The sequence below is a fragment of the Pseudactinotalea sp. genome, assembly GCF_048594945.1.
GTDB lineage: Bacteria > Actinomycetota > Actinomycetes > Actinomycetales > Beutenbergiaceae > Pseudactinotalea.
In genome coordinates, this window is the sequence record NZ_JBMDXJ010000181.1 from 1 (window position 1) to 3,901 (window position 3,901).

At 70.0% G+C, this 3,901-nt stretch carries 3 protein-coding genes; all 3 read right to left on the reverse strand.

Annotated elements, in window-relative coordinates; genetic code table 11:
• Positions 1-2,259 (reverse strand): glycoside hydrolase family 65 protein (locus tag ACOJSN_RS08030; protein WP_420111977.1); only part of this gene is annotated, 2,259 nt, incomplete at its 3' end.
• Position 2,260: 1 nt separating this feature from the next.
• Complete coding sequence (locus ACOJSN_RS08035; RefSeq protein WP_420111978.1) at positions 2,261-2,977, reverse strand: HAD family hydrolase; 717 nt, start codon at positions 2,975-2,977, stop codon at positions 2,261-2,263.
• A 40-nt stretch (positions 2,978-3,017) separates the two neighbouring features.
• Positions 3,018-3,901, reverse strand: an 884-nt coding sequence (locus ACOJSN_RS08040) for an amidohydrolase family protein (protein ID WP_420111979.1), incomplete at its 5' end; no start/stop codon positions are given.

Below are 3,901 nucleotides of genomic sequence, written 5' to 3' on the forward strand. Positions count from 1 at the left end.
GAGCCGGGTGCCGCGCCAGGTGAGCCGGTAGCGCAGTCCCTCCCACGTCGTGGGGAGCCGCGGGTCGAAGCTGAGCTCCCCGTCGTGGTCGCGCATGCCGCCGAAGCCGTAGACCAGCGCGCTCCACACCCCACCGGTCGAGGCGACGTGGACGCCGTCGGACGCGTTGCCGTGCAGATCGGCGAGATCGACGTACAGCCCGGCGAAGAAGTACCGCAGCGCCAGGTCGTGGTAGCCCACCTCGGCCGCGATGATCGACTGCACCACCGCCGAGAGGGTCGAGTCGCCCGTGGTGATCGGGTCGTAGTACTCGAAGTCCGCGCGCTTCTGCTCCTGCGTGAAGTCCTGGCCCTGCAGGAAGAGCGCCGCGACGACGTCGGCCTGCTTGAGCACCTGGAAGCGGTAGATCACCAGCGGGTGGTAGTGCAGCAGCAGCGGCCGCATCTCGCGCGGCGTGGCCGCCAGGTCCCACACCTCGCGCTCGAGGAAGTGCTGGTCCTGCGGGTGCACCTTGAGGACCTCGTCGTGCGGCACGTACATCGCGTCGGCGCAGCGCGCCCACCCGGCGACCTCGTCCGGCTCGAGGTCGAGCTGGGACACCAGCCGCGCGTAGTTCTCGGGCCAGTACTCCGCCATGTGGCGGCACCACTGCGCGGCCTGCCGGAGGTTGTCCCGCGCCATCACGTTGGTGAACAGGTTGTTGTTGACGACGGTCGTGTACTCGTCCGGGCCGGTGACTCCGTGGATGTGGAACCGCGGGTTCTCGATGCCGAGCCAGAAGCCGAGGTCCTCCCACATGCGCGCCGTCTCGACGAGCACCTCGATGCCCTCGCGGACCATGAAGTCCTCGTCGCCCGTGGCGCTGACGTACTTGCACAGAGCGAAGGAGATGTCGGCGTTGATGTGGTACTGCGCCGTGCCGGCCGCGTAGTACGCGGAGGCCTCCTCGCCAGAGATCGTGCGCCACGGGAACAGTGCTCCCACCTGTGACATCTCGTGCGCACGCCGCCGCGCCGCCGGCAGCATGTGGTGCCGGAACCGCAGCGCCCCGCGCGCCACCCATGGCGAGGTGTAGGTGAGGAACGGGAGCACGTAGATCTCGGAGTCCCAGAAGTAGTGCCCCTCGTAGCCGGAACCGGAGACGCCCTTCGCCGCGATGCCGGCGGTCTCCACCCGCAGCGACGCCTGCGCGAGCTGGAACAAGTTCCAGCGGATCGCCTGCTGCACGGCCGACTGTCCCTCGACCACGGCATCGGAGCGGTCCCAGAACGCCTCCATCTCGCGGCGCTGCGAGGCGAAGCACTCCTCCACCCCGTCTTCGCGCACCCGGTCGAGGGTGCGACGGCAGCGGTCCACCAGCTCCCGCGTGGGCACGCCGCGCGAGGAGTGATAGGCCGCGACCTTGGTGATCCGGATCGTCTTGCCCTGCTCGGCGCGTACCCGGTAGACCTTCTTGGCGAGGTCCTCCTCGGCGTGTGTGAGCTCTTCGAACTCGTTCTCGGTGGTGATCGAGTGGTCCACGCCCACCGCCAGCGTCATACGCGAGCTCGCCGTGCGCCAGCTCAGCACCATCCGCCGGTCGCCGGCCCAGTGGCTCTGCGGCACCAGCACCCGCTCGGTCAGCTTGCTCGCCTGCCGGGGGTCGAACCCGGCGCCCACATCGCCGGCGCCGAGCGACTGGGTGGTGTACTCGTCCAGCCCGTCCTGGCGGTTGAGGAGTTGAGATGAGATCGCGACCGGTGCATCGCCGTCGAGCATGGTGACCTCGAAGGTCATCACCGCCAGATGGCGGTGCTCCATCGACACCAGCCGACGCGAGTCCACGCGCACCCGCTTGCCCGAGGCGGTGCGCCAGATCAGGGAACGGCGCAGAACGCCGTCACGGAAGTCGAGCGCGCGCTCGTACTGCTCGAGGTCGGCGACGCTCAGCAGCAGCGGCTCGTCGTCGACATAGAGCTTGATCGTCTTGACGTCCGGGACGTTGACGATCGTCTGCCCCGTGCGCGCGAACCCGAACGCCTCCTCGGCGTGCCGGATCTGCCAGGTCTCGTGGAAACCGTTGACGAACGTGCCGTGCGAGTGGGTGTCGCGCCCCTCTTCGCTGTTGCCGCGCATCCCCAGGTATCCGTTGCCCACCGCGAACAGGGTCTCGGTCACGCCGAGGTCCTCGGGCGAGTACCAGGTCTCGCGCAACGCCCACTCGTCGATGGGGTACCGGGTGCGGTCCAGGGGGTCGGGGCTGCCGCCGTGTGCGTGCATCTCAGCCTCCGATCAGCTCGTCGAGCTCATGCACGACGACGTCCGCCCCGTTGGTCTTGAGGGCGTCGGCCCCCGCGCCCCGATCGACCCCGACGACGAGCCCGAACCTCCCCGCTCGGCCCGCCTGGACACCGGAGAGGGCGTCCTCGAAGACCACGGCGCGCTCGCGGGGCACGCCGAGCTGTTCTGCTGCGTGCAGGAAGGTGTCGGGTGCGGGCTTGCCCGGCAGCCCGGTGGCTGCCGCCACGCGACCGTCGACCACGATCTCGAACCGGTCCGCCAGCCCGGCCGCGGCCAGGACGGCGGGCGCGTTGCGGCTGCTCGAGACGACCGCAACGCCGGTGCCACGCTCCGCCAGCCAGTCCAGCAGCAGCACCGACGCCGGGTACGGCTGCACCCCCTCGGTCTCCAGGATGCGCGCGAACTCGGCGTTCTTGCGGTTGCCGAGGCCGCAGACCGTCTCGGCGTCCGGCGGGTCGGTCGGCTCGCCTTCGGGCAGGTCGATGTCGCGCGAGGAGAGGAAGGTGCGCACGCCGTCGTAGCGGGGTTTGCCGTCCACGTAGTCGTAGTAGTCGCGTTCGGTGTATGGCCGCTGACCCGGCAGACCCGCCAGGTAGGCGTTGAACATCTCGTCCCAGGCCCGCATATGTACGTCGGCGGTCGGGGTGAGCACACCGTCGAGGTCGAACAGGGCTGCGTCGTACTCGTCCCACTTCACAGCACGAGCGTACGAGCGCAGGTCCCCCTGCCCGCAACTCCTAGAGAGTCGCGTGTGTCACTCGTCCCGCGCACACGGTCGCCGCCACCTCGATCGCGGGCAGAGTCGAAGGATCGAGGTGGCTCGGGTTCTCGTCCAACAGGACGAGGTCGGCGGGTCCGTCAGGTGCGAGACTGCGCACCCCGCCCCATGAGGATCGCAGCGCCAGATCGAGAGTGATCCGTTGCTCGGGGTGCCATGCGGGGCGGTCGTCGCCGGTCCGCCGTACTGCCGCGCTGATCGCTCGCCACGGGTCGAGCGGTGCGACTGGTGCGTCGGAACCCAGGCGCAGCTCGATGCCTGCGCGTGCCATGTCCGCGTAGGCGTACGCGCGGTCGGTTCTCCCTGCCCACAGCGTCTGGGCTACGTCCCGGTCGTCGACCAGGTGCCAGGGCTGGATGCTTGCGGCTAGCTCGAGGCCGGCGAGCCGTTCGATATCCGACGGCGTCGCGAGCTGGACATGTTCCACGGAGCCTCGTGCTCCACTCGCCGCGAACGCGTCGATCACGAGCGTGAGTGCGGCGTCGCCGATCGCATGGATGGTGGAGTCGATCCCGGCGCCGGCGGCGCGGGACATCGCATCCACGAGTGCCTGCTGGTCGATGTTCATTGCGCCGTGGTCGCCGCCGGGGAACGGGTGGCGGCAGTGCGCGGTGCCGGTGTTGAGGGAGCCGTCGGCGATCACCTTGAACGGGCCCATGGCGATGAGGTCTCCGGTTCCGGGTATGGGATCTCCGGTCCGGAGGCGGGCCGCGATCGCGGCGTCGAGGTGGTCGAGCCAGACGCCCGCGCGGACCCGGTGCGGGGCGCAAACCGCGTCGCCGCCGCGGCGCCCCGCGCGGGGGGGGTGGGGGGGGGGGTGGGGGGCGATAACAAACCAGACCC